At 67.6% G+C, this 25182-nt stretch carries 22 protein-coding genes, 2 tRNA genes and 1 pseudogene; 15 read left to right on the forward strand and 10 right to left on the reverse strand.

The features are described from left to right. Window positions 1–5: 5 nt before the first annotated feature. Window positions 6–653, reverse strand: a complete 648-nt coding sequence (locus ACZ7MF_RS06180) for a papain-like cysteine protease family protein (RefSeq protein ID WP_471474789.1) — start codon at window positions 651–653, stop codon at window positions 6–8. A gap of 432 nt (window positions 654–1085) precedes the next feature. Between ACZ7MF_RS06180 and ACZ7MF_RS06185 the strand changes: the two genes are divergently transcribed. Next, window positions 1086–2057: a hypothetical protein gene (locus ACZ7MF_RS06185; protein ID WP_471474790.1), complete on the forward strand. Its 972-nt coding sequence runs from the start codon at window positions 1086–1088 to the stop codon at window positions 2055–2057. Between the two features lie 39 nt (window positions 2058–2096). On the opposite strand, the gene ACZ7MF_RS06190 is transcribed toward ACZ7MF_RS06185, so the two are convergent. Next, window positions 2097–2753, reverse strand: coding sequence for a DNA-binding response regulator (locus ACZ7MF_RS06190; protein WP_471474791.1), 657 nt, complete (start codon window positions 2751–2753; stop codon window positions 2097–2099). A 14-nt stretch (window positions 2754–2767) separates the two neighbouring features. Beyond that, window positions 2768–5311 (reverse strand): sensor histidine kinase, encoded by a 2544-nt coding sequence (locus ACZ7MF_RS06195; protein WP_471474793.1) that lies wholly within the window; start codon window positions 5309–5311, stop codon window positions 2768–2770. Between the two features lie 148 nt (window positions 5312–5459). Between ACZ7MF_RS06195 and ACZ7MF_RS06200 the strand changes: the two genes are divergently transcribed. The 3 genes from ACZ7MF_RS06200 to ACZ7MF_RS06210 are packed head-to-tail and all read left to right on the forward strand — an operon-like array spanning window position 5460 to window position 9111. Beyond that, window positions 5460–6011, forward strand: coding sequence for a peptidoglycan-binding domain-containing protein (locus tag ACZ7MF_RS06200; protein ID WP_471474794.1), 552 nt, complete (start codon window positions 5460–5462; stop codon window positions 6009–6011). Window positions 6012–6062: 51 nt separating this feature from the next. Beyond that, entirely contained in the window at window positions 6063–8366 is a 2304-nt protein-coding gene (locus ACZ7MF_RS06205; protein ID WP_471474795.1) for a glycoside hydrolase domain-containing protein, read from the forward strand. A gap of 55 nt (window positions 8367–8421) precedes the next feature. Then, a complete protein-coding gene (locus ACZ7MF_RS06210; protein WP_471474797.1) occupies window positions 8422–9111 on the forward strand; it encodes a hypothetical protein in 690 nt (229 codons plus the stop codon). Between the two features lie 250 nt (window positions 9112–9361). Here ACZ7MF_RS06210 and ACZ7MF_RS06215 read toward each other — a convergent pair. Beyond that, a tRNA-Arg gene (locus tag ACZ7MF_RS06215) sits at window positions 9362–9449 on the reverse strand. Between the two features lie 89 nt (window positions 9450–9538). On the opposite strand from ACZ7MF_RS06215, the gene ACZ7MF_RS06220 reads away from it, so the two are divergent. Further along, window positions 9539–10468, forward strand: coding sequence for a phosphotransferase family protein (locus ACZ7MF_RS06220; protein ID WP_471475202.1), 930 nt, complete (start codon window positions 9539–9541; stop codon window positions 10466–10468). 33 nt (window positions 10469–10501) lie between these two features. Here ACZ7MF_RS06220 and ACZ7MF_RS06225 read toward each other — a convergent pair whose 3' ends face one another. Next, window positions 10502–11743, reverse strand: coding sequence for a hypothetical protein (locus tag ACZ7MF_RS06225; protein ID WP_471474798.1), 1242 nt, complete (start codon window positions 11741–11743; stop codon window positions 10502–10504). Window positions 11744–12128: 385 nt separating this feature from the next. On the opposite strand from ACZ7MF_RS06225, the gene ACZ7MF_RS06230 reads away from it, so the two are divergent. The 5 genes from ACZ7MF_RS06230 to ACZ7MF_RS06250 all read left to right on the forward strand — a co-directional run bounded on the left by ACZ7MF_RS06230 (window position 12129) and on the right by ACZ7MF_RS06250 (window position 15337). Next, a complete protein-coding gene (locus ACZ7MF_RS06230) occupies window positions 12129–12689 on the forward strand; it encodes a bifunctional DNA primase/polymerase (RefSeq protein ID WP_471474799.1) in 561 nt (186 codons plus the stop codon). Beyond that, window positions 12679–12999, forward strand: a complete 321-nt coding sequence (locus tag ACZ7MF_RS06235) for a hypothetical protein (RefSeq protein WP_471474800.1) — start codon at window positions 12679–12681, stop codon at window positions 12997–12999. The genes ACZ7MF_RS06230 and ACZ7MF_RS06235 overlap by 11 nt, the downstream gene beginning before the upstream one ends. Before the next feature lie 4 nt (window positions 13000–13003). Then, window positions 13004–13360 carry a hypothetical protein gene (locus ACZ7MF_RS06240; protein WP_387062265.1) on the forward strand — a complete coding sequence of 119 codons (357 nt, stop codon included), beginning with the start codon at window positions 13004–13006 and terminating at the stop codon, window positions 13358–13360. 289 nt (window positions 13361–13649) lie between these two features. Next, a complete protein-coding gene (locus tag ACZ7MF_RS06245; protein ID WP_471474802.1) occupies window positions 13650–14195 on the forward strand; it encodes a hypothetical protein in 546 nt (181 codons plus the stop codon). A gap of 200 nt (window positions 14196–14395) precedes the next feature. Further along, window positions 14396–15337, forward strand: a complete 942-nt coding sequence (locus ACZ7MF_RS06250; protein ID WP_471474803.1) for a restriction endonuclease — start codon at window positions 14396–14398, stop codon at window positions 15335–15337. Between the two features lie 777 nt (window positions 15338–16114). On the opposite strand, the gene ACZ7MF_RS06255 is transcribed toward ACZ7MF_RS06250, so the two are convergent. The 3 genes from ACZ7MF_RS06255 to ACZ7MF_RS06265 form a co-directional block, all read right to left on the reverse strand. Further along, a complete protein-coding gene (locus tag ACZ7MF_RS06255) occupies window positions 16115–16858 on the reverse strand; it encodes an NYN domain-containing protein (protein ID WP_471474804.1) in 744 nt (247 codons plus the stop codon). A gap of 551 nt (window positions 16859–17409) precedes the next feature. Beyond that, the gene (locus ACZ7MF_RS06260; RefSeq protein ID WP_471474806.1) at window positions 17410–17835 is read right to left on the reverse strand and encodes a hypothetical protein; all 426 of its coding nucleotides are present in this window, start codon (window positions 17833–17835) and stop codon (window positions 17410–17412) included. Between the two features lie 104 nt (window positions 17836–17939). Next, a complete protein-coding gene (locus tag ACZ7MF_RS06265) occupies window positions 17940–19622 on the reverse strand; it encodes an AAA family ATPase (RefSeq protein ID WP_471474807.1) in 1683 nt (560 codons plus the stop codon). A gap of 595 nt (window positions 19623–20217) precedes the next feature. Between ACZ7MF_RS06265 and ACZ7MF_RS06270 the strand changes: the two are divergent. The 3 genes and pseudogenes from ACZ7MF_RS06270 to ACZ7MF_RS06280 all read left to right on the forward strand — a co-directional run. Further along, window positions 20218–20904: pseudogene (locus ACZ7MF_RS06270) on the forward strand (replication initiator); the annotation flags it as partial. 7 nt (window positions 20905–20911) lie between these two features. Continuing rightward, window positions 20912–21106, forward strand: coding sequence for a helix-turn-helix transcriptional regulator (locus ACZ7MF_RS06275; RefSeq protein WP_471474808.1), 195 nt, complete (start codon window positions 20912–20914; stop codon window positions 21104–21106). Beyond that, the gene (locus ACZ7MF_RS06280) at window positions 21103–22482 is read left to right on the forward strand and encodes a tyrosine-type recombinase/integrase (protein ID WP_471474810.1); all 1380 of its coding nucleotides are present in this window, start codon (window positions 21103–21105) and stop codon (window positions 22480–22482) included. The genes ACZ7MF_RS06275 and ACZ7MF_RS06280 overlap by 4 nt, the downstream gene beginning before the upstream one ends. A 77-nt stretch (window positions 22483–22559) precedes the next feature. On the opposite strand, the gene ACZ7MF_RS06285 is transcribed toward ACZ7MF_RS06280, so the two are convergent. Then, window positions 22560–23027 (reverse strand): hypothetical protein, encoded by a 468-nt coding sequence (locus ACZ7MF_RS06285; RefSeq protein WP_471474811.1) that lies wholly within the window; start codon window positions 23025–23027, stop codon window positions 22560–22562. A gap of 227 nt (window positions 23028–23254) precedes the next feature. Beyond that, window positions 23255–23326 (reverse strand) — tRNA-Arg (locus tag ACZ7MF_RS06290). A 179-nt stretch (window positions 23327–23505) separates the two neighbouring features. On the opposite strand from ACZ7MF_RS06290, the gene ACZ7MF_RS06295 reads away from it, so the two are divergent. Both ACZ7MF_RS06295 and nrtL read left to right on the forward strand, forming a co-directional pair. Then, window positions 23506–24009: a response regulator gene (locus ACZ7MF_RS06295; protein WP_471474812.1), complete on the forward strand. Its 504-nt coding sequence runs from the start codon at window positions 23506–23508 to the stop codon at window positions 24007–24009. Window positions 24010–24129: 120 nt separating this feature from the next. Next, window positions 24130–25173, forward strand: a complete 1044-nt coding sequence (gene nrtL, locus ACZ7MF_RS06300; RefSeq protein WP_471474813.1) for an ArgS-related anticodon-binding protein NrtL — start codon at window positions 24130–24132, stop codon at window positions 25171–25173. Window positions 25174–25182 lie beyond the last annotated feature (9 nt).

Consider the following 25182-nt stretch of genomic DNA (forward strand, 5'->3'; position numbering starts at 1 on the left):
CGGGCTCACGCTCCGATGCCGTAGAGGGAGTGGGTCCAGAAGAAGGAGCCGTTGTTGACGTAGTAGCTGTAGGTGGCCCAGTTGTAGCGGTTGCTCGACGGCCAGGGATCGCCCCAGTACACCCAGTTCTTGCTGACGTCGTAGCCGTACACGGTCAGCATGTGGCCGCCGCCGGACTGCCACTGGATCCGCGACATCACCGGCCGGTCGGCGTCTATCTCCCGGGTGATCGTGTCGTAGTTGAGGTAGCCGTTGACGTACCGGCCCGGATTGATGCCCATCGAGTCGAACGCCCGCTGGTCGTTGCCGAGGGTGGCCTGCCAGTTGGGGCAGGAGCTGTTCACGGCCCGGCCGAAGGCGAGGTTGCAGAACTGGTTCTGCGAGTAGTCCTGGCCGTAGTACTCCGCGACGGTGTCGCCCGTCGCGGCCCAGCACCAGTTGCTCAACTGCTGGCCCTGCATCGAGATGTTCAGCCGGCGCCAGGTCCACTCGGCCTGGGCGCTGCTGGTGCTGCCGCCGACCGCCGAGCGGGCAGGGGTGGACGCCGCCGACGCCGCCGACGCCGCCGAGGGGGCGAGCAGCCCGACGCTCGCGGAGAGCGCGAGTGCGACGGCCCACCGTCGCCGTCTCCGTGGGGACAGGGACAAGCGCATGGATGGCCTCCTTGTGGGGGCGGTGAACGACCGAAGCCGATACGGCCGTTCACCGGACGAACCACGGTCCGGGCCCAGGGTCGAGCGACGGGAACCGGGCGCCAGGGGGGCCGGGACCGCCGGGACCGGCGGGACCGGCCGGGGGGAGTGGCTCGAGAATCGGACCGCGCGCCCGGTCGTTCAAGGTGCGGGCAAAACCGGCCGGTTCAGCGGTGAACCCGGTGTGAACACCCGTGAACGGCCCACGGGCCTGACCGGATCGCACCGCGACCCCGTCTGCCCAGCCTCGCCCGCATCGCCCGCGGACCGCTCGCGGCCCCTCCGCGCACCGGCCGTGGAATCGCCCCGTCCGACCCGGTGCCTTCGACCGCCGGCTGTGTGAACATCCACTCGAAGCACACGGGACCGGGCACCGGCGGAGGTGAAGATGTGATGCGTACCGATACGCACCCCGGCGGCGCCGGCGGCGCCGTGCAGGGCGACCCATCGGACGATGCCCTGACCGAGGCGCTGCGCACCGGCCCCTTCCACCTGGCGCTGCGCACGGCCGTCCGACGCCGCGGCCTCGCCCTGCACCGCATCCGCCACCACCTGGCCGAACAGGGCCTCCAGGTCAGCGTGACCAGCCTCAGCTACTGGCAGCGCGGGGAACGGATACCGGCAAGGCCCGAGTCGGTGCAGGTGGTCAGGGCACTCGAACACATCCTGGGCATCGCCCCCGGCGCCTTGGTCCGCCTGCTGGAGCCGACCCACGGCGGGGCCACGGGCACCACGACCCGGGCGGCCCGCCGCTACCAGGAACTGATCGGCTCGGACACGGCGGTCCTCCACCTGCTGGACCAACTCGACTGCCCCACCGAGGACCGCCTCCACACGGTGAGCCAGTCGGAGCAGGTACGCCTCGGCCCCCGCCGCGAACTGTGGCGCCGCGAGATCCAGCAACTCGTACGCGCGCACCGGGGCAACGTCGACCGATACGTCTCCATCTACGAGGGCGACCCCGGCTGCGACATGACCCGGGTACGGATCGACCCCCTGGACAACTGCCGGCTGGGCCGCGTACGCAGCGACCAGGCGGCCTCCCTCCTCGCCGTCGAGCTGGTCTTCGACCGCCCCCTGTCCCTCGGCGAGACGCAGCCCTTCCGTTACCGCATCACCGACGGCACCGGCGGCGAGTGCACCGAGTACACCCGGGGCTTCCGCTACCCGGTGGGCCACTACCTCCTCCAGGTCTACTTCTCCCCACCGGCCCTCCCCGTCCGCTGCTACCGCTTCACCCGCCGCTCCGCCCACGCCCCCCGCCACCACGTGACACCGGTGCCCCTCAACGGCTACCACAACGCCCACCTGACGGAGCAGGACTCCAGCCCGGGCATCGTGGGCCTGGCCTGGGAGTGGGACTGATCCCGAGGCCCCGGCCGGCGCGCGGCACCGCCACCGGGGTCAGAGGTCGTTCACGTCGACGAGCCCGTCCTGCACGGCGCGAGCCACCAGGCTCGCCTTGGTCCGTGCGGGGCGCCCGGCGTTCGCGTACTTGATCCGCACCCGGTCCAGATACGAGTTGACCGTCCGTACGGAAAGGCCGAGCCGCTGAGCGACCAGTTCCTTCGACTCCGACTGGAACCACTCGATGAGCACGCTCTCCTCACGGGCGGACAGCTGCGGGCGATCGGTGCGGACGTTCGTTCCCAGGGCACCGGCCAGCGCCGGAGGCATGTAGGGGCGCTCGTCGGCTGCGGCCAGCGTCGCCGCCACCAGATGCTCCCGCCCCTCGCTCTTGGTCAGGAAGGTCGCCGCCCCCAGGTCGAGGCAGTTGAGGGCGGTCTTCTCGTCGTCCCGCATCGAGTACACGACGACCTGCCGACCGGCGTCCACGAGTCTTCGGAGGCTGGGGAAGGCGGGGCCGCCGTCACCCAGTTGCAGATCGAGAACGACGACGTCGGCGGTGCTGCCCGGCGGAGTCCAGGCCTCCCGTACGGAACCGCCGGCCGCCACGACGGTGATGGGGCGGCGCGAGGCGGCGTACCACGCCTCCACGCCCGAGAGGATCGCCGGATGGTCGTCGACGACCACCACGCCGACCGGGGGACCGTCATTCATGTCATTCAGGTCATTCATGTCGGAGTCAACTCCCGTACTCCTGCCGGCCTCTGCCAGCCGGCCGTCACCCACACGTCCGCACCGCGCGCCGTCCTGACCACGGTCACCTCCGTGTCCGCCGCCCGGGCGCGCGCCCGGGCGGCCTCCACCGGATCGCAGCCGCCGTCGTCGCCGCCGTCCTCGCCGACGACACTCACGTGCACGGCCCGGGACGTCCACACCACCGTCACGCGCGCCGTCGAGCGGGTACGGCCCAGGACCACCGCGACCGGGTCGACCAACTCCCTGCGCACCTCCACGGGCACCTCGCCCGGCAGGCCGCGTACGGCCAGGCTCACCGTCACGCCCTGGTGCTCGGTCACCTCCACGCACGCCCGCAACTCGTTCAGCAGCGGATCGGAGACGGCGTCGCCCTCCGCGAAGAGGCGGCGCAGCCGGGCGGCCTCCACGCCGCACCGCAGCCGGACGGCCTTGTCGTGCGGACTCAACGCGCCGTGGCCGAGGCCCACGAGCAGCGGCACCGTGGTCGCCGTCAGCGCGTGGTAGCGCTCCCGGTGATCGCGCTGGGTCTCCTCGTGGAGGCGCTCCCGGGTCCGCAGCACCTCCTCCCGCGCGGCCTCGTCCCCCGCGGTCGAGGCCAGGCCGTGGAACAGGCCGACGAGCACCCCGACGGAGAGCTGGAAGCCGATGTCGGACACCGTGGCCACACCCATGGCGGCCGACCGTGCGACGGTCGGCGTCCCCGCCAGCAGCACGACCAGCAGGGTGAGCCCGACGTGTGCGCCGAGGAAGCCGGCGAACAGCCTGACGGGCTGGTCCGCCAGGAGGTACAGCGCATGCCAGCCGAGCAGCCCGAAGGCCCAGTCCTGCGGCCCCGTCTGCCGCTCCGGCGCGAGCGTGAACGCGGAGACCGCGGACACGGCCAGCAGCACGCCCACCCCCCACCGGCGCACCACGGGCGGGATCCGCCTGCCGCGCAGGAGGTGGAGAGCCGCGACCGCCGCGACGGCGACGAGACAGACGTAGGCCGCCGTCTGGGCCCAGGCAGGTCGGTACGCGTCCTGGTATGCCGTCAACTGACCCAGGGACAGGCCGAACTGCGCCACCAGGCTGATCAACAGCGCGGCCAGTTGTGCCCCGTGCAGGAGCTGTCCGCGCAGGAAGCGGACCACCCCCGTGGGCGGCGACCCGTTGGCGGACCGGGACCGTGAAACCGTCGCGGACCGAAGCGGCGACCCGGTGGTGCACCGGGGCGGTGACCCGGTGGCGGACCGGGGCGGCGAGCCGGTGGCGGACCGGGGCGGTGACCCGGCCGCCCCCACCGCCCGCCGTGCCCCGGAGGTTCCGTGGACTCCAGGTGTCCGCACGTCCCGGGGCCCGGCGGGCCAGCGCCACCGCACCCGGGTCCCGGCGCCCGGACGGGACGTGATGGAGACCGAGCCCCCGACCGCCTGCATCCGGCCCACGACGGAACCGGACAGGCCCCGGCGCCGCACGGACACGGCCTCGGGCACGAACCCCCGCCCCGCGTCGGACAGTTCGACGACCACGCCGCCGCCCTCCGCCGCCCAGGCCCGCAGCTCCGCGTCCCGCACCCCGGAATGGCGGGCCACGTTGGTGACCGCCTCCCGGACCCCGTTGAAGATCGCGAGCCCGGGACCGGACGGGATCGTGAGCGGGCCGTCGACGCGCGACTCCAGCCGCACCGCGGCCAGCCCCACGCCCCGCGGAACGCAGCCGAGGAGAGCGGCGAGGTCCACGTTCTCCGTCGCGAAGCCGGGCAGGGTGGACAAGGCCTCCAGATCCTGTCTGGCGCGCAGCGGCAGCCACGACCAGTCCCGGCCGTCACCCTGGGAGACCATCAGCAGCGTCGCGGCAGCCGTGTCGTGCAGCGTCGCGAGGTACTCCCGCTCGGTGGCACGCCGGGCGGCGGCGACGTCGGCCTCACGGCGGGACGCGGCCCTGGACGCGGCGGACCGGTCGGCCGCTCCGGCACGCGAGCGGACGATGACATGGGCCGTCCTGGACAGGCCCACCTCGACGGCCATGGCCACCAGGGGTGCCGCCTCGGGACCGTGTCCGGGCGAGGAGAGGACGTCGCCCAGTGCGCTCGCGGCGGCTCCCAGCCCGGCCAGGGCCAGACCCACCGCCGGGCGCGTCGCCCACTCGTGCTGGAAGGTGATGACGGCGATGCCGATGATCGCCTCCACCGTCAGGTTGGCGCCCTCGCCGAGCACGGGCTGCGAGAGTCCGATCAGGATCACGAAAACCGCGTCCAGGGCCCATCGCGGAGCGAACGGGAGCGGTCGGCGCGGCGAGCGGAGGCACACACCGCAGGCGAGGAGCGCGGGCAGCATCAGACTCGCCGCCGCCGGGGCGGTGCCGGCCGCGCCGGCCGAGACGACACCCAGCGCGCCGCACACAGCGGCCACGGTGAAGCGGAGCCAGACGCCGTACCGCTCAAGGGTGCGGACCAGCAGACGTTCACCCGCTCCCGGGGCCTCCTTCGGCGTGGCGGCGATCGCCCTCGCACGCTCTCCGTATCCCCAATCCCGCACGGCACAAGGTTAGTTGAAAGATGATCCTTGTGGGTCGAACGACCGGCACACCGGGTGACCGCACCGGGCTAGGGTGCGCGACGTACGGGGGAAAAGAACGAGGCGCGCGATTCCGCCGCCTCCCTCTCCGAAGCATCCGGGGGTACTCATGTCGGTCAGAAAGAGCCTGGTCGCGCTCGTCGCAGGCGTCGCCGTGGGGGCGATGGCGCTGAGCACGAGCCCGGCGTCGGCGAACGTGTCGCAGGGAGTCGTCTTCGGCAGCGGCACCATCACCGACGACTGGGGGGACGAGGGTCCCCTCTGGACGGGAAGCAGGTACCGGGTGTCCAACGCGGTCGGGCTGTGGCAGTACGTCCTGTGGGCAGAGGGGGCCACGGAGCAGAACGGCTCGACCTTCGACTACGCGGACATCGACTGCGACTACGGCCCCAACACCACCTACGCGACGAAGAAACTGCAAGCGAGGTGGGGCCTGGCCGCGGACGGCGCCGTGGGCGGCGACACCTTCAGCATCGCGGACAACCACCTCAGAGGGAGCACCGGCAGGGTCACCTACACCGGCAAGGCGCGCACCGTCACCTTCATCCGTGCCGCCAGCGGCAGCTACCGCTTCGAGAACCCCGAGGCGGGCGTGGGATCGAACCTGTGGGAGACCGCCTCCTACACGACCAACGCCACCTGCTTCGTCCCCGGCGGCTGACCGGTCCGGTGATCCCGGCGCTGTGACGACACTCGACTCCGTGGAAGGCGCATGGCCGACGAAAAGGTACTCGCAGCCCAGCGATGGGCCAACGCAACATACTCCGGCGTCGCCGGGTACGTCCGGTGTGCCGAGGACGGCATCACCGGCTGGGGGACCATGCACGCCCTGACCATGGGCCTCCAGCACGAGCTGGGCATCAGCCCCGTGGTCGCGTCCTTCGGCCCGACCACCCTGTCCCGCCTGGAGGCCCTCGGCCCCCTGCACGTGGCGTGGGCCGAGAACGCCAACATCGCGCGCATCCTCAAACACGCCCTGTTCTGCAAGGGCTACTGGGGCGGCTACTACGACACCGGCGAGATCGAACCCGCCACCGGCGACGCGGTCGACGAGATGAAGTCCGACATGGGACTCCCCGCGGACACCACGGTGCAGGCGCGCATCTTCAAGTGCATCCTCAACCTGGACGCCTATGTCCGCACCGCCGGCGGTACCGACGCCGTGCGACAGGTCCAGCAGTGGCTGAACGGCCACTACTGGCAGCGGGACGCCTACGCCGTGGGACCCTGTGACGGGCACTACTCGCGGGACGTGCAGAAGGCGCTCATGATCGCCCTCCAGTACGAGATAGGAGTGCCGGTCCCCAACGGCAACTTCGGGGACGGAACCAAGGCCGGCCTGCGCAGCAACCCGGTGGGGCAGGGGGACAGCGGAGTCATGACCCAGCTGTTCTCCGCCGCGTGCGTGTTCAACTCGCCGCTCCCCGGAGGTGCGACCGCCGGGTTCACCGACACGTTCGGCGCCGAACTCGCCGCATGGGTACGGGAGTTCCAGGACTTCTCCCTCCTGGAGCGCGGCGAGGGCGACTACGGCACCTGGTGCCAGCTGCTGGTCTCCATGGGAGACGCGTCCCGCCCCGTGACCGGCTCGGACACCCGGTTCGAGATCACCCCGGCCCGCGCCCGATGGCTGACGGACCGCGACTACGAGGTGGTCGGCCGCTATCTGTACGACCCCCCGGGCTCGACCCTGGACAAGGAGATCAAGCCGGGAGAGCTGGACACCATCTTCGCCGCCGGCCTGAAGGTGTTCCCGATCTTCCAGGCGAACGCCCGCACCCTGGGCGACTTCACCACGACGCAGGGGTACGAGCACGGAGCCCTGGCGCACGACCTCGCACGCGAGTACGGCTTCAACTGGGGCACGGTGATCTACTTCGCCGTGGACTACGACGCCACCCAGGCCGAGATCAACTCCGCCATCGTTCCGTACTTCCAGGGTGTGGCCACCGCCCTGAAGCAGCGCGGCGGGCGATACCGGCTCGGGGTGTACGGATCCCGCAACGTGTGCGCCAACGTCACGGAGCGGGCGGGCGCGAAGTACTCCTTCGTCTCGGGAATGTCGTGGGGATTCTCCGGCAACCTGGGATACCCGCTGCCTGCGAACTGGTCGTTCAACCAGATCCAGGAGATCGCGGTCACCAACGGCGCGGACTCCTTCGACCTCGACCGGGACGCCGTCTCCGGCCGGGACAGGGCATCCGCGTCCGTCAACCAGCCCGCCGTGCAGTACGACGGATTCATCGCCGCGATCGAGGATCTGTACGGCCTCGCCGTGCAGTACGGCAAGGGCGACCCCGACCAACTGGTCATGGAGTTCGTGCGCCACGACGCGTACGGGGGACCGGACTGGGTGTACCTCATCGGGAACCTCGACAAGGACTTCGTCGCCTACGCCGAGGCGCGCGGCATGACGGTGCCGAAGCAGTTCGTCGACCCCTTCACCGGGGCACATCTGGGTGCCGAACACCTGCTGGCGACGGCCAACGGAGCCCTCGTCGTCCCGCCCGAGGCGAACCGGCGGAGTGTGAACGGCGGTGACGTGGCGGGCTGGGGCGGCGACCTCATCACCCTGTACGCGGACTGGAGGGGCGCCCTGGACGCGTATCCGGACGGCCGGGACTTCGTCAACGCGAACATGGCGAACCCGGACGCGCAGACCAGCTTCGGCAACTCCGACTTCATCGAGGACGTCGACGGCTACCTCATCGCGCAGGCGTGCCGGTCGAACCGGGACATCGTGACCGCCATCAGGGAACACTACGAAGGCGGCGGCGGAGAAAGCCGGTTCACCTCCTTCTGGAACTCGCGCTTCACCGGCAACGCCGACGACGCCGGTTTCGCGGCGTCCAACATCCTGACGACCTCCGAGTCCCCGGTCGACTTCGTCCGCACCGGCCTGCTGCTGCTCCGGGGAACGGTCGTCCAGCCCGCGATGCTCCCCTATTCCGAACTGGAGCGGTTCTGGCTGGGCTTCCTGGACGTCCTCCGCGGCCGAGTGGACGGGGAGTCCTGAGATGCGAACGAGTTCACCCGGGAGCCGGGAGAGGAAGAGGGAGAGGGAGATGCCCGTGAGCGTACGTGGAATGTCCCGCCGCGGCCTGATGGGCGGCACCGCCGGTGCCCTGGCAGCGGTGACGCTGGGGCAGACGGCCGTCGCCCCGCCGGCCGGCGCCGCCCCCGCGACCGCGCCGCAATGGCGCGAGGGCACCAGCGCCAACGGCTGGAAGGTGCTGGCCGAGACCGACACGGAGGAGTACCTCGTCGAGGGCAGCGGCGTGACGGTGCGCCTGGCCCCCGGCGACCCGTCCGTGCTCCTCCTGCACATCGCCCGCCGGTTCCACTACGAGATCGACGCGCTGCGCACCGGCGACCTCCACGGCCACGGCACCTCCCGGCGCGTCAGCCACCCCTTCGAGTCCAACCGCCTCTCCGGCACGGCGCTGACCGTTCGGCCGCACGCCTACCCGCTGGGCGTCGCCGGCGGGCTGTACCCGGCGGAGCTGGTGGTGATCCGCGACATCCTGGCCGAGCTGGACGGCACGGTGGCGTGGGGCGGCGACTTCGCCACACCGAAGGAGTCGCACTTCGAGATCGCCCTCGCACCGACGCACCCCAAGACGAAGCGGGTCGCCCGCACGATCCGGGACTGGAACACCAGCCCGGGCAAGGGAGCCGGCGCCACCGACGCCTTCGCCCCCGACCGCCGCACCCGGTCAACGGACTTCGCCCACCGCGAACACCCACACCGCCCCACCTGACCGGCCCGGGCCGAAGCAGCGATCCCAGAGCGGGGAACGCATCGTGCCGATTCCGCCACCACTCGTGCGGCTGCTCCTCGACCACTTGGGCGAGTTCGGCACGGCGGAGGACGGGCGGCTGTTCCCCAGCGAGCGGGACAACGCGATCACTGGCAAACGGCTGCTTCCGACCGCATCCGCCTGCACATACGCAAAGACCCCGTCCTCAGCGAACTCACTGATGGCGGGGTCTTGGGCACTTCCTGCGAAGTGCCCCGGCAGGATTCGAACCTGCGCACACGGCTCCGGAGGCCAGGTGAGAGCAGGACTCCGCCGGGACCCTGACCTGCACCGGAGGCTCTGAGCAGGCAGGCGCCAAGGAAGATCATTACGTCCCTATTACGTGGGCCGCCTGTCGGCTGGGGACTCCGGGCCGTATCGTCGAAGCATGATCTCGGGCAGCGATGGGGGACCGGTCGACGGCGGCACGGACTTCACGGCGGAGGGCCTGGCGCCCATCCTGCATGAGTCGTGTGAGACGGCCGGACTCGACTCCCGCGGCGCCGAGTTGCTGCGGCTGGGGTCGAACGCGGTCTACCGCTTGGCCTCGTCTCCGGTCATCGTCCGTATCGCCCGCGATCCGGCGGTGCTGGCGGAGATGAAACGGGCCGTGAACGTGGCCCGATGGCTGGAGGCAGAGAACTTTCCGGCTGCCCCGGTGCCGGCCTCGGTGAGTCAGCCGGTGGTCGTCGGCGGCCTGGTGGTCACCTTCTGGGAGAGCGTCCAGGAGAACGAGGAGTACGCGACGCTCGGCGAGCTGGCCGACCTGTTGCGCCGCCTGCACTGGCTGGAAGAACCTGAGTCGCTCGGCCTGCCGTACTTCGATCCGATGGCCAAGCTGACGGCGTCCCTCGACGGGCTGGACGGCGTGGCCGAGGAAGACAGGGCCTTTCTGGAGGAGCGAGCGGCCAGGCTCTCCAAGGACTATGACCGGCTGGACTTCGTCCTTCCCTTCGGCATGATCCACGGAGACGCCAACATCGGGAACATCCTCCGGCACCGGGACGGGCAAGCGGTACTCATCGACCTGGACGGCTTCGCGCTCGCTCCACGCGAGTGGGACCTGATCCTGACGGCGATCTACCACGACCGATACGGGTGGCATTCGAAGACGGAGTACGCGGAGTTCGTCCACCGGTACGGCTTCGACCTCATGAACTGGCCAGGCTACGAGACCTTGGCCGACCTCCGAGAACTCATGATGGTGGCATGGGTCGGTCACCAGGCCGGAACGAGTGAACGTTCTGCCGCCGAGTTCGCCCGGCGTGTTCGGTCACTGCGGACGGGCGAGGGACGCGAGGCGTGGAAACCCTTCTGAGGGCGCCCAGACGATGCTCGCGTCAGCGCATGGTCAGCTGTACTGCTCCGAAGCAATCCACAACCTGTGTTCGCGGGCCTGCTCTGCAAGCTCATGCGCCGCGCCGCTTCGGCCGGCCGCGCTGAGATTGCCGCGGAACTCGGCGAGATAGCTGATGCATCGGGCCGACTTGAGCTGTTCTCCGAGATCCAACGCGTCGAGCGCCGCCCGACAAGCCTCCTCGACGTCCCCTGCCCGTAGGTGGGCATCGGCCAGGACCATGGTCGCGAAGAAGTCGCTCCGTACGTGGCTGCCGCTCATGGCGTTCTCGGCGTGGGCGACGGCTCGGCGGGCGCTGTTCACGTCACGGAAGCAGTGGGCGGCCTCGGCGGCAAGCTCGGCTTCGTCGAAGTAGCTGATCCACTCCGGCTCGTCCTCGTTGTTCCGGCTTTCGAGGGCCTTGGTCGCCGCGCTCAGGGCAGCCTCGCATGCAGCGACATCGCCGGTACGCGCCAGGGCTCGTGCCTCCATCGCATGGAACTGTGCGCGCAACGTCGGTGTAGCCACGGGAGAGATGCCCATGAGGGCGGCCCGCGCGAGAGTGGCGGCCTCGGTGTACCGCCCCAGGAAGGTCGCCTGGTGGCTCATCGCGGACAGGATGCTGCCTGCAAGCCGACGGTCGTTGGCGTCCTGGGCGAACCGGAGGGCCTGGAGAAGGTACCGCTGCGCGAGTCCGTGGTGACAGGCGTCGTAGGACATCCAGCCGGCGAGGAGGGTCGCTTCCGCCACGGTAGAGAAGAGGGCTCGCCCTATCTGCTCGGTGTACCGGCCGCGTAGGAGTGGGGCCACATCGTTGTTGAGGTACTGGATGACGGAGTGACGTGCGTGTTCTCCGCCGAACTGGTCGTCGAGCTGGGCGAACATGTCCGCCGTGGTCTTAATTGCTGCCACGTCGCCGAGACCGACTCGGGCGCCTTCGGTACGAGGCTGGGGGATGCTGGGCTCGGGGGCGACCAACCATCGGAGGGACGCCTCGTTCCATGCGGGCTCGGACGGCTCCGCCGTGAGCAACGGGTCGTACTGATTGAGGTCGGCACGCCACAGTTGGCCGACCGTCCGAATGGCGTCATCGGGGCTTGCGGGATACGCGGCGTCGATTAGAGCGCTGTTGGCGACTTCCCCGTGGCTCAAACCGAGTTCGGCCGCGCTGGTGCTGAAGGCGTCACACAGCAGCGGGCCGTAGAAGTCGTCCGGGGCGCTGTGGCCGTTCTCCCAGCTGGCGATACGGCGCTTCACGCTGGCATCCGAGGGGAGTTGGTGCCCGCGCTGGGCTGCAGCCTGCCGTAGTTCCCTTACCAATCGCGGCTGGCTCCAGCCTCGACCCGTGCGAGCTTCACGTAAGAGGACACTGCTCGGCTTCAAGGCGCCTTTCACTCCCTGCGTGATGCCGGTGCGACAACTCGGGGTTCTGTCACTGAATGTACGTGCTGGTCATCGCTTCGTGCAGGCGGTAACCGGAGTTCATCTGCAAGAGAAGAAGAGGACGGGGGATGACGCATTGCGCGTGGACGCGTCATCCCCCGGCACCTCTTGTCATCTGCCCTGGCCAGGGGCCGGACCGGAAGTCTGGACATGCTGCGGCATCGGGGCCGCAACGTAGGCCGACTGAAGGTGAGACGTCATGCAGAGGATGACCAGGCGCGGCATGGAATGGCTGTCTGCGGCGGCGGACGATCCCGCGCAGTGCCGACAGATCTGGGCGGATGATCCGCGGGTGCCTTGCCTGCTTGCGACGGGGCGCCTCTTCGACGTGGTGAGCGTAGACCAGCGCCTCGGCCTGGAGATGTTCGACCGGCTCTTGCGCAGTGGCATGCCATTCGGCCCCTCGGTCGTCGACCGCCAAGCACAGCGCGTTGGCTTCTTCCTCGGCTCGAACAGCCGCGACACCTTCTCGCACTTCCTCAGGCGAGAAACGCCCTCCCCGCCGCAGTACCGGTACCTCGGCCATGGCTCCGCCGTCGTAGTCCCCGGCCCCATCCCGCTCTCCGCGGACCGATACCAGTGGCTCCGCGCGCCGACGCGCCGGCCGGAGGCCAACCCGCTGCGCCCGGTCGCCCTCGCGACGGCTCTTGCGGCCTCCGCGGAACTCCTGGCGAGGATCGACCGCTTCGACGAGCAGTACCCGACTCCGTACGCGGCGGTCGCTGCACTTCCCGAGGAGACCACCACCGATGCGGGATGAGCCGACCAGCGGGCACGACTTCGCCACGTGGTCGCCCCTCAATAGCGACGGATGGTACGCGGCCCGAAACGCCACCACGGCACTACGGGGCGTCCTGGTACGCGCAGGTCTGGAGAAGGACTTCCCCTATCTGCGCGCGGATTTGAACGCTTTCGGGCACGGCCTCGTCGAGCTGGGTCGAGTGTCCCCCGACACGGCCGAACGCCTCGCAGAGCTCTTGCGCCTGGCGCTGGCAAGCGGCTTGGGCACGGACCGTGACGGCGCTGAAGCTGCGCAGACCACTACCAATGAGCACAGGGGAAGGACCTGACGTCATGACCGACCGGCGAGGAGTGGTGGCCAAGCGCGCGGAGGACCTGTCGCCTGGCGTGCCCTACGTCCGCGGCTGGAACCGCGCTCGGCGAAGCGCTGGCACTCTGGCCGATCAACTGGTGCTGCTCGGACTGGACTGCGACTTCCCCGGCCTGGTGGCTGACGTCAACGTCTCCGGTGATGGGTTGGTGCAGTTGGGAGCCGTTCGCCCTGAGGCTGCCGAACTGCTGGCACAGCTGATCACGGCAGGACTGGAAGCGGAGCGCCGTGCCCCGACGGGTGAACCGGCTATGACCACTCGACGGGAAGCACCAGCGGCCTGCGCCTGCTCCCGGACGTCGGTTACGCCTCATCCCTGAGGTAGCTCCGCACTCAGACGACCCGGTCCCCTTGCGACATCGTGCCTCGGCACTGCCGCCTGCGCCGCCTCGGCGATCTCCGGGGCGCTCCTCGGCATGCCGCTCGGCCGGGACCGGCGCCCCAGCGCCGCAGCCCGGACGAACGGCATGCCGGTGGGCGACATCAACTTGGGAAGCTCGTGCTCCTTGCCGTGGCTGCTGGGCTGACCTGCGGCGGAATGACGCTGAAGTGCTGGTCTACCTAGTGGTCACTGGGCAGGGAAGCAGGGGAGCCCTAACATGTCGGGCCGTGAGCATCGAGGCGGAACGCATCGCGCAGCTGGCTGACGAACTCAAGATTGGGTTCTGCGGTCTCAGCCTGGCCATACTTCCGCTAGCTGACCCCCGTCAGCCGCTCATGGCCATCTACCGCGACCTGTACGAGCAAACCGCTGACTCACCACTGGTCATCTACCGCAATGACGGTACGCCGCACTCTGCGAAGCGGCTGACAGACATCTTTGCCAAGGCCAGCTCAACTGCGGGTGCTGGGCTCGGTGAGGACCTGCTGAACTTCGCGACGATGCATGGTGCAGCCTGCCTGGGTGATGCCATCCAGCGCGCAGGGCTGAGTGACAGGACAAGCCCGTTGCTTCAGTTCGTGCGGCACTTCCGCAACGCCTGTGCGCACGGCAATCGTTGGCACCTCCAGAACGCGGAACCTAGGCAGCCAGCAGAGTTGCGCGGCATCGTCCTGACATCGGCGCTGCACGGCTCCAAGGCGGCTGGGGTCACTGTTGGTGCAGGCGACTACCTGGACATGCTCGACGACGTGGCGGCGCACTTCCGGACCTGAGGCGCGTCAGTCCGTCTCGATGACAGCCGGACAAGCCGCCTCGGTCACTCGCCATCCGCTTCCATCATCGGCCCGCCGGCACACCCTGAATGACGGGTCATCACGAACCAGTAGGATCAAGCCTTGTCGTATGGGCTGGTCATCAGCTGATCGCGCGGTACCGTGATAGGTCGGTGACAGTGCGTGTGGAGGAGGGGCAGGTGCAGCAGCCTGATGCCCGCAAGAAGACGATCAACCCCAGCGCGTACAACGCACTAGCCGACGCACTCTGGTTGATCTACTGGAACAAAGATCCCTTTGAGCTGTACGTCCGCGGGATGCTGAAGGACCACAGTGAGCTCCTGCCGCAGCTCAACTTCCAGGCCACCAAACGCGAAGTCTCCGGCCAGTTGGTCAAACTGCTGCGGGCCAATGAGGCCCGGTACCTGGACGTGACCGTGGCGCTCATGCTCGACATCGCCGCCATGGACCGGTTTCCGAACCTCGAACGACAGGTCGACGGTGACGTCATGGTGGCCAAGGCCACGGCGGCCGTCGCGGAACTGCGGCGCTGGACTGGCAAGCAGCAAGACATCATCAAGGAGCACGAGGAGCACGCGGCGGCCATAGCCGAGAGTGCGAAGAAGGACCAGGACAGCCGGGTCTTCGCCCAAGCTCATGACGATCTGAAGCAACGGTTCATCGTGATGCACGCCGCGACCGACAAGCACCAGCGGGGGACGGACTTCGAGGGCTTCATCAATGAGCTGTTCGCCCTGTACGACTTGGAGCCGCGGGCGGCCTACGTCATGGAGTACGAGCAGATCGATGGCGCGTTCTCCTTCGACACTGACTACTACGTTCTTGAGGCCAAGTGGTGGAAGGAGCGCATCGGCCGACGGGAACTGGACGTCTTTAAAACCAATATCGAGCGCAAGGGCAAGAACACTCTCGGCCTGTATGTCAGCATGAGCGGCTTCACTTCCGATGCCCTGGCGATCTACAGCCTTAGCACGCCGTTCATCACGATGGACGGCGGCGACTTCATGGCTGTGCTGGATCAACGCATCCGCCTGGACGACCTGATGACTCACAAGAGGAGGCACGCCAGCCAGACTGGTCACTGTTATCTGCCCGTCTCCGAGATCTTTTCGAGGATGTAATGCCCAAGTAGGAGAGGTGGAGATAGACGATTGCGCAAATGTGCCCTGGGTGTTGTCGGGGATCATGGTGAGCTGGGCTTTTGCTGCTCAGGAGCGGTGGGCCTGGTGGTCGGCGTTGGTCATCATTCGCCACTGTTGAGCGGCCTCGGACGGCCCAGCCAGCACCGTTATGAGCGTCGGCCTACCGCGTTACGTAGTGCCTCGAACCAACTCATGAAGAGCCAGCTCAGCCACCAAAACCAGCCTCTCCGCCCGCCATGCGGCTGCGGTCCCTGACGCGCCGGCTCGCGCGGAAGTCGTGGAGGAGTAGAGACACGTGGGCTTCGGCTGCGTCGACCTCCACCACCGTGCAGATGGCAGTAGCCGTTCCTTCCGGCCGGGTTTCCGCACGCTCGCCTCTGCCGTGTCACCCCAGCGCAACGCCCCATAAAGCGAGCCTGGCAGAACCTGTGCACGCAGGGGGCGACTGTGCAGCAACTGGTCTCGGAGACTGCTGAGTTCCGCATATGGAGCCATCAGCTTGGGAAGCTGCGATCCTTCGCGGCCGGTTCGAGGGCTGGCCTGGGCGAACGCTCACAAGGGGCTCAACCTGGCACCGCTGCTTTCACCGTGGTTTCCCGCTGTTCCCAGCTCGATTTGGTGCGTTGTGGTGCGCCAGCCCCGGCGCCTCCGCTCGTCACTTCGCGCCAGGAGCCGCCCGGCGGTCCCCGAACGCCAGCCCTTGGCGGAGGGTCGTCCCAGGGCTGGCGGGGCTTAACGGCATCAACGTGGAACGGGTCAGCGGTTACGGACGTAGACGACCGTTGGGTTCCCGTCCCCGGGATCACGTTTGTCCACGTCGAACAGACCGGTCGCCTCGATGAGAGGCATGAGCTTCAGGTATCCGTAAGTGCGTGCATCGAAGTCGGGTTGCCGCTTCCTGATGATGTTTCCGACGCCTCCGAGGTGCGACCAGCCGTCGTCGTTCGACGAGTCCTCCACGGCACTACGCAGGAGACTGAGGAGGGCATCGTCCCATGGCTTGCCTTCCACGGACCGGTCCGGAGCCGGTCTCAGGGAGGACCGGGGAGCGCTCTGGGTGTAGGTGAGATTCTCGGTGTAGATGAACTTGTCGCAGGCCGCGACGAAAGCCTTCGGTGTCTTCCGCTCCCCGAAGCCGTATACAGTCAGACCGGACTCACGGATCCTCGCGGCCAGCCGGGTGAAGTCACTGTCGCTCGACACGATGCAGAACCCGTCGAAGCGGTCCGTGTACAGCAGGTCCATTGCATCGATTACCATCGCCGCGTCGGTGGCGTTCTTGCCGGTCGTGTAAGCAAACTGCTGGATGGGCTGGATCGACTGGGTGAGCAGCTGATCCTTCCAGCCCTTGAGCGAGGTGCCAGTCCAGTCGCCGTAGGCCCGTTTGACGTAAGCGGTCCCGTACTTGGCCACCTCGGCCAGCAGAGCCTCGACGATCGCGGGACTGGCATTGTCTGCATCGATGAGTACGGCGAGCCTGGCCGAATTTTCCGTCTCCATGCGATCTCCCCCCCTAGCGGCGTGGCCGATGTGTTCTCGGCAACGCCAGGTTCTCGGCTCTGCCCTTGTCCAGGACACGATGCCCTCTTCAGCCATGAACCAGTCACCTTATGTACCTGACCCGCAGCTTGTCAGACAGGTTCGCCCCACGACCTAGCGCTGGCCCCCCGGCAGGATTCGAACCGGCGACCCCCGCTTTAGGAGAGAGGCCGGACGATCACGGCGATGACCTGGTGCTTCGGTACTTGGTGAGGCAATCGAGAACTCGACCGCATCGCACCCTAGTTGACCGTGGCTGACCCCTGCATCTGGCACGGTTGTGGCACGAACCTCAGCCGACGACAGCCAGCCACGACGGCGGGTGCGCCAGCCGACCAGGCGCGCGTATGCCTCGCTGCACCCCCACCGGCCTCAGCCACGCTACTGGCTTGCGCCGTCGACCAGAGCAACCTGCGACGGCCGGCCCCGTCACGGCGGTGCGCGCACCCTGAGCTTTGGGGACGCCAGAGACACTCGGTCATGATGCGAGAATCAATCTTTCCAGCCACACGCTAGCTTCCGAGCCTGCCGACTTCTGCATCAGCAAGCTTCCCCTCCACCCATCCGAGGCAAGCACCTTCAGGCTTATGAGGACTTACCCACTGAACTCGCTCAAGAGGAGCGTATGAACCGGCGACGATCTTCGCAAGACGCCCCGACCTGTCGTCACTGGAGATAACTCCCGAACCGTGGTTCAAGCCAATCTCTAGCAGGTGCACATCCTTCAGAAGTGCAGCAACGTCGTGAGGGTCATCAAGGAGATCTTTGATCTCCTTCCGCAGCAAATTACTCGGCTTATCCTTCCCCTGCGTTATCAACTTTCTCGTGACCATCTGGTAACGCCACTTGACAGAGAATGAGGAAGCGTGTTTTTTCCACTCCCGTTCAACCTCGGGAGTGAAGTCGACCGGAATTCTCTGCTTGAGGAGCTCGCTCATGACAAGCCTTGAATTTCTGGATCGCGGCAAATTCGCTTCGCTTGCCTCTTTGCCGACGCAGGCGTCAACTACCACCCTCAACGTCATACTGCCCCCCTGTTTTCCTACTCTTGATCCCCGTCGGCCTCGATGCGATCCTCTACTGCATTCAAGTAACTCATTTCTGCCTCAAGAGCGATGTCATCGAAGTCAACTGGCCAATCTCCGAAGCGCCCCAGTTCGTCTAGATCGGCAGTTTTTACCGTTGTTACGCCGGTGTCAGGCGAACGACCAAACCAATGTAGTGCCGTATCCGCGGGCGTAATTTCATCGAGAGCGACGGCGGTTTGTACTGCCTTAATGAGAAGTGAGCTATGCGTCTCGGCAACGACTCGCACACCACGCAAGGCGTGCCTGACCAAAATTTTGGCCAGTGCTGCCTGAGCTTTCGGGTGAAGATGGATTTCTGGCTGCTCGAGATAGACGATCTGACCAGGGCGCGCCACTGAGAGCGCAACTAGCACCGGAAGGGTTTGCGATACCCCAAAGCCAACGTCTGCGATATTTACAACGTCCAGAGCGCCACCTTGCTGAGCATGAGGCATCCGCCCTACCAGTAGTTCCACGCTTGTGTCGTTTACGGGGCGTGCCATTACCTTCCAGGTAAGGCCAAGCGCCTCCAAGTCCTGATTCAAGGATTTCAGACGCAGAGCCTTCTCTCCTTTTGATGTCTGCCAATCATGAATCAGGCTGGCGACGTATTTCTCAAACCTCCCTGGGAACGCACTCCCCACTGCAGAACTCGGATACACTCTTTCCGGGTTGCCGCGCAGCCCTGGAACATGGATCACCTCCAGGGCGATTCTCCGAAACGAGTTGACGGGGTCGTAAGGAATCCCTGTCGTTCCGGAGAATTCTTCCATCTTCAGGACGACATCAAAGAAACTTCGATTCCGTCGAGTGAAGAAGGTGACCTCCCTCTCGGAGTCGAGCAACCTTCTAATGTCCTTCCTGAAAGCCGGCAATTCGTCGATGAATTCCTTCCCGCCTTTAGTGCTCTCGTTAAGCTTGACCCGCTTCCCTCCCTGTTCGATCTCCATACTGTCCAGCTTCAACCCCTTACTCCCTTTGGTGAAAGTGAGATCGACGCTGGTCTTCTTCGTTGCCATGCCAATCTTCATGCTCTTGGCGATATCTTTGCTCGACTTCCCTCTGGAGAACATTTGCGTGGTCGAAGTGATTGCAACGTTAGGGCCATCCAGGAGTAGAGGGCCTGGATCGAATTGTGCTTCAATGGTCTGCTTCAATAGTAGGATCGCCTGCATGAAGCTGGACTTTCCTGAGCTGTTAGCGCCCCCGATTAGGGTCAACGGCTTGATAGGAATGGAGGTCATTTCCCGCAAGGACTTGTATCCGCCAACTCTGAATTCGAGGTCTGAGGGCTTGTTGGCGTACCGCCTCCTGTTCCCGGTCTCTGTCACGTATTCCTCGCTTCGGTGGGATAGCCGCCATGCGCCGTCTGCGCTGTCGCGCTGCGTGGTGATCGCGATGGTATACGTACCAAGCCGACAGCAAGGGCCGATCGGGTAAAACCACTTAGCCGTGCCAGACCTGCACGCGAAGAGGTAGGCGGAGCGGCTTTGGGGTGGCGCTGCTGTGGCGCGAGTGATCATGGCCCCGTAGGCTTCCGGCGCGTCGGGCAGACTGTGGACCTGCCCGGTAAAGCACGACGTTGGGGCCATGGCCTTCGAGGCTCGCGCCAAAGTGGCTCCGTAAAGCCGCGGGGCCGACCGCCCCAGCCATGACATACCTCTTCTCTGGCATCAGGCGGCAAATCGTTCTGAGCGCGGCACGGGCGCTGGCCGGGCTGGAGCGGGGCGGCGACAGGAGCACAGGCCCGGCCGGGGGCCGGGCCGCCCGCGGTGAGCGGAGCGAGCCGCCTTGATGACGTGGAGAAAATCTGAGCCAACTCGGTCTGTGCTACAGCCGGAACGACACCTCTAGCTCGTCCCCAGGAAGGTTGGAACTCCTCCAGGGCGAGAGGCCTATCTGACGCGGTGAGGGTCACGCGGATGGTGTGGAGCAGAGGGACCCCGTCGGCAAGGCGCAGCGCTTGGGCCTGGTCCGGTAGGGGCATGCGAGTGCGGACGTACTCCGTGAAGTGGAGTTCGTGGCCAGGGCCGTTAGCGCCCTGTAGAGCTCCGGCGCCGGCGGCGGTGCCTCCTCCTCGTACTTGGTGTCGATCAGTACCGAGAACGCGATGTATGTGCGGTGGAGCTGGCGGAGCTGGCCGTGATCCGCGGTCTGCAAGGCGTCGTACGTGTACATCGGCTCACCCGGCGGGATGCGGAGCAGGTCCGCCAGTGCGAGCGGGGCGTCGGTACGGGTGGCTACCGGGGACTCCAACGGCGGGGTCTGATCCACTTCCATGCAGTAGTCCGCCTCGACGGCCCGGACGGACCCGACTTGGACCCGCCCGGCTGGGCCACGGTACCGCTCCTCGTCGACTCCGTGCGGGCCGTGGTCGGGAGGGTGCGGCTGACCGCTCCTGGCTCGGAGGTCGTCGGGCCGCGGGTCCTGCGTTTCGGCACGCAGGTCGACGTACGACCGGTCACCTTGAACGGGCGGACAGCGGGGGAGCGGCCTGCCTCTGCGGCGGCGGTGGCGGGTTACATTGCCAAGTACGCCACCAAGGGTGCGGAGACCGCCGGCGCCGTGGACGGCGGAATCCACCACGCACGGGACATGGTCATGCTGCCGGTACGCGCTCACGTGCTGCGCATGATCAGTACGTATTGGTGGCTCGGTGGCCTGCCGGAGTTCGCACCGCTCGGGCTGCGGCGGTGGGCTCACATGCTCGGGTATGGCGGCCACTTCTGCACCAAGTCGCGTCGCTACTCGACCACGCTGACCGCTCTCCGGCAGGCCCGTGCCGACCATCGCGCGGAGCAGCAGCGGGACGCCCTCGGCCTGCCGGAGCGCTCGACGGTCACGGTCGGCCGGTGGCATTACGCGGGGCGCGGCTACTCGCCGGAAGCGGCGCTCCTGGCTGCCTGCGTGCGGGAGGGCGGTGGTCGGCATGGCGCGTGAGAGCCGTATGAAGCCGACCGAATTGCTCACCGTGCGGCAGGTGCTCGACGAACTGGGCGGCATCTCCCGGCGCACCTTCTACCGCTGGCGGGAGCTGCACTTGGCCCCGCCCTGCATCCGGCTCCCGAACGGTGAGCTGCGAGTGCGTCGAGACGTGCCCAACGACTGGTTGGAGGAACGCGCGGAGGGGGCGGCGCCGTGAAGTCGTACAAGGTTGCCATCTGGAAGCTGAGCATCAACCGTTCTGCGAAGAAGCCGACGTACCTCGTCCGCTGGTCTGTGGACGGTCAGCCCTTCCACGAGTCGCACAAGACGAAGGCACTGGCCGACCGCTTCCGCGCGAAGCTGCTCCGGGCGGCGGACAAGGGCGAGCCATTCGACACGGTGACCGGCTTTCCTGACTCCCTGCGCGGGGGCAAGGTGGCCCTGTCGCTGCTGGACCTGGCGCTGAGGTACATCGATGTTCGATGGGCGGAGGCATCGGCGAAGCAACGGGACAGCATGACCGACGCACTTGCCACGGTCCTGCCCGCCCTGGTCAAGCCGGTCCGCGGGCGTCCTGTCCCGGCTGATCTCCGCCGGGCGCTGCGCTCGTACGTGCTACCTCCGCCTCGGCGGGACCGAGAGCGGCCCGAGGAGACCGCCGTGGCGGCGAAGTGGATCGAGAAAGCGTCGTTACCGGTGGCGGAACTCCAAGAGATCAGCCGCGTGCACGACTTGATCAACGCGCTCACGTGCAAGCTCGACGGTAAGCCTGCGGCTACGCAGACGTACCGGCGGCGGCGCGCGGTGGTCTTCAACGTTCTGGAGTACGGCGTTGAGGTGGAGGCGCTGCCCTCGAACCCGCTGAGCCGGGTGCGGCGCAAGCGGGGCAAGCGGGCCGTCCAGGAGGTTGACCACCGGGTGGTGGTCAACCCTCGTCAGGCTCGGGAGTTACTGACCGCCCTCACGTATGTGGGTGGCTATGACCGGGCCAGCGGTCGACGGCTGCGGGCGTTCTTTGGGTGCCTGTATTACGCAGCCATGCGGCCTGGGGAGGCCCTCGGCCTTCGCCCTTCCGACTGCACGCTTCCCGCGTCGGGCTGGGGTCGCATCGAATTGGCGGAGACACGGCCCACGGCTGGGAAGGCATGGACGGACTCCGGGGAGGCACACGATCGGCGCGGCCTGAAGCAGCGGGCCGACGGTGAGGTGCGCATCGTGCCGATTCCGCCTCCGCTGGTCCGGCTGCTCCGCGAGCACCTGGAGGAGTTCGGCACGGCGGAGGACGGCCGATTGTTCTTCAGCGAGCGGGGCAACGTGATCGCGGCCTCGTCGTACTCGCGGGCGTGGAAGCAGGCTCGGGAACTGGCGCTCGTCTCGGATCAGGTGTCTTCGGTCCTGGCCTTCCGGCCGTACGACCTCCGCCACGCGGGCGTCTCCCAGTGGCTCAACTCCGGAGTGCCGGCGCCGGAGGTTGCCGCTCGCGCGGGCCACTCGGTGGACGTCCTGTTGAAGATCTACGCCAAGTGCATCGACGGCCAGGAACAGGAGATGAACGACCGGATCATGCAGGGGCTCGGGGAGGAAGATCTCTAAATGCGAGCCAGGTGACCATTGAACGGCCTTGCCAGGTTACCGAGGGAGCCCCAGAGAGATGCGGGGTTCCCTCGGCGTTACTGGACGTCCGAGGAAGCGAGCTCGATGAACTGCTCCAGGATCTCTCGTGCCTGTGCGCCGACGGCACTCAGCTCTGTCTTGTCGGATGCCTTATGCAAGGTGGACGTCAGGGCGTAGGCATCTTGCGCAGTGTCGATCAGTGTCCGGGCGCTCGCTATGAGCTGGACCCGGAACAGCGCGTGGAGGGCGATCCCGCGCAGCCGGTAGGCCTCTGTGCGAGCGTCGATGAAAGCGGAGCCGTCTGGATCCTCGTTCCTGCGGTGCCAGCGATCTTGTTGCCCCCGTCGGAACTCTGTCAGCGCTCCAGCGAAGTCGCTGTAGACGGTCATCCGGTCGGAGCGGAGTTGTTGCTGAGCTGCGAACAGCTGGTCTTGTGCGGACGCTTTGCGCTGAAAGGCGTGCGTGACGGTAGAGCCCAACAAGGTCCCCGCAATGGCGATTAAAGCCGAGATGACAACATCCACGGAAGCAGAACATCACAAGATCGTCTGCGTGCCCAGGTCCATAATGAGCCTTGCTCGGGACTCCCTAAAGGGGGTCTGGCCTGCGAAGAGGCTCGTCAAGATCATTACGTCGTCATTACGTGATCAGTGACATGGGTCTGCATCGAGCCGCATCCGCCTGCACATGCAAGAAGACCCCGTACTCAGCGTCTCCGCTGGTTACGGGGTCTTGGCACACTTACACAGTGTGCCCCCGGCAGGATTCGAACCTGCGCACACGGCTCCGGAGGCCGTTGCTCTATCCCCTGAGCTACGGGGGCGTGTCCGTCGCGTTCGGTGTTGCTCGCGGCGACGGGTAGAACACTACCAGCTCGTCCGGGGTGGTCATGAACGGGTTTTCGCGGGTCGTGACGGGGCCCGTGCAGGGCGTTGTCACCCGCACGGGGCGGAAGTCGGGAAAACCCGGACGCGGTGGCCGGTCCGGACCTACTCTCGAGTGGTGCCTAGGGCGTCCGGCCGGATTCTTGTTGTGGACGACAACAAGGTCATCCGGCAGCTGATCAGGGTCAACCTCGAGCTGGAGGGCTTCGAGGTCGTGACCGCGGGCGATGGTGCCGAGTGTCTGGAAGTCGTCCATCAGGTGCGGCCCGACGCCGTGACGCTGGACGTGGTCATGCCTCGGCTGGACGGGCTCAGGACCGCCGCCCGGCTGCGTGCCGATCCGCGTACCAGGGACCTTCCGATCGCGATCGTCAGCGCCTGTACGCAGTACGAGGTCGACGCCGGGTTCGCCGCGGGGGCCGACGCCTTTCTGTCCAAGCCCTTCGAGCCCGCCGAGCTGGTCGGTCTGGTGCGGCAGTTGGTGGAGCGGAAGAGCAGGGGGTCCACCGTCGTCAACGGGGCGTCCGGGCCGGGTTCCGGGCCGTCGGGCCCCGGGGCCGGGGGATCGCCGCCGCGGGTGCGTGGGCTTGCCGGAGAGAGTGGGGCGTCCGCGCAGGCGTGAGCGGGGACCCGGGTGTGTTCGGGTCCGGTCGCGTCCCCTCGGGCTGCCGGCTCGTCCATATCCCGGGACCGGCGTAAATCGGTTCGCCTCCCCACCCCCTTCCTCCCATACGCTTGTCCCGTGACACCCGTAGAGCTCTCCCGCACCGTGCTGCACGCGGTGCGTCGCGCCGTCGACGCCGGGGAGCTGAGTGTGGCCGTGCCGACGCGTGCCGTGGTCGCGCCGCCGGGACCCGGGGGGTGCGGGGACTACGCCACCAGCATCGCCCTCCAGCTGGCCCGCCCGGCCGGGCAGCCGCCGTTCCGGGTCGCCGAGGTGTTGCGGCCCTACCTGGTCGGAACAGACGGGATCACCGACGTCGTCCTCACCGGGCCGGGGTTCCTCAACATCAGTGTCGACCGGGCCGCCTCCGACGTCGGTCTCGTCGCCGAGATCCTGCGCCGCGGGGACCGGTACGGGTACGCCGACGGGCCCGACGGGCGTGTCGTGCAGCTCCACTGCCCCCACGACCTGCGTGCCGTCGTCGTCGCCGAGGCATCCGCACGGCTGCTCCGCTCCCAGGGGGCCCTCGTCCGCGTGAGCGCCGAGGGGTTCGAGGGCGCCTGGACCTCCGTCCTCGGGGTCACAGTCGACGCCGTCGGGCACGCCCCCGCCGAGCTGCCCGTCAACGTCCGGCCCGTCCCCGCCCACGGGTCCGCCGACCCGATGTCCCTCGGGCGCGACGCAGGACGCTGGGCCCTGCTCCACCCCGCGGCCCACGACCGGCCCCGGGTCGGTGACGAGCACCTCGTACAGCAGGAGGGGAATCCTCTCTTCCGCGTGCGGTACGCGCACGCCCGCGCCCGTGCCGCCGCTCGGAACGCCGCCGATCTCGGGTTCACCGCAGCCCCCGGACCCGTCACCGAGCGCGACCTCCTCGCCGTCCTCGCCGACCACCCCCGCGTCCTCGCCGCCGCCGCGGACCACCGCGCCCCCGACCGGCTCGCCCGGCACCTCGTCACCGTCGCCGACGCCGCGCTGCCGTTCCTGCCCACCGTGCTGCCGCGCGGCGGGGAGAAACCCTCGGCCGTCCACCGCGCCCGGCTGGCCCTCGCCGAAGCCGTCGGGGCGGTGCTGGCCGGCGGCCTGTCCCTGCTCGGCATCGACGCACCCGAACACCTCTGAGAGAGCACG

The sequence above is a fragment of the Streptomyces sp. NPDC111628 genome (genome assembly GCF_055635195.1).